At 68.7% G+C, this 731-nt stretch carries 1 protein-coding gene and 1 pseudogene; both read right to left on the reverse strand.

The annotated features are described in order from the left end of the window. The coding region (locus tag PGX04_RS19870; protein WP_273740101.1) for a tripartite tricarboxylate transporter permease at nt 1-324 on the reverse strand (324 nt) is incomplete at its 3' end. A gap of 247 nt (nt 325-571) precedes the next feature. Next, nucleotides 572-731, reverse strand: a pseudogene (locus PGX04_RS19875) (50S ribosomal protein P1); the annotation flags it as partial.

The following is a 731-nucleotide window of genomic DNA, read 5'->3' on the forward strand; positions in this document are numbered from 1 at the left end:
CGCCTCGTACCCCCGCCCCTCGAGCACCAGCCGATGACCCGGCAGCGCGGTGACGGCCATCTCGGCGTCGGGGACACCGAGCGCCATCGCGGGAACGGCGTTACAGAACGTGTGAACGACGCCGGCGGCGAGCATCGCACAGCCGACGAACAGCGGCGGGCCGGGAACCGCGGGTGCGATCCCCGCCAGCAGGAACGCGAAGTTGTTCGCGTGCAGCCCCGGTACGAGCCCGCTGCAACTTCCCAGCAGCGAGCCGGCGAGCACCCACGCGAGCAACTGCACCGCCAGCGCTGGCTCGACGACGACCTCGACTGGGGCGGGCATCGCCGACTCTGGCCGCGTCCTCGTTTATATGGTCTCGGACCGGTACCGTCCCGCTCGAGCAAGGTGTCTACCTACTCGAGCGGGGAGTCTGCCCACTCGGGCGGAGAATCGGCCCGATTCAGCAGTGACTCTCCCCGATCGATCGGAATCGCGTCGCCTCGAGCCGGCGTAGCGTGGCCACTCTCCCTCGAGCCGAAATAAAATCGGTGTTGACTGCTCGTCGAAACCGGATCGACGTGAACGGGCGTTATCCGAAGAGTTCGCCGAGGCCCTCGCCGTCGGCCTCGTCGTCCTCGTCGTCCTCGTCCGTCGTGTCCGGCACGTCGCTGGTCTCTTCGGCTTCTTCTTCGGCTTCGTCGCCGCCTTCGTCGGCAGCGGCCTCGCCACCCGCGGCACCGCCTGCGGCG

The sequence above is a fragment of the Natrinema soli genome, assembly GCF_028618695.1.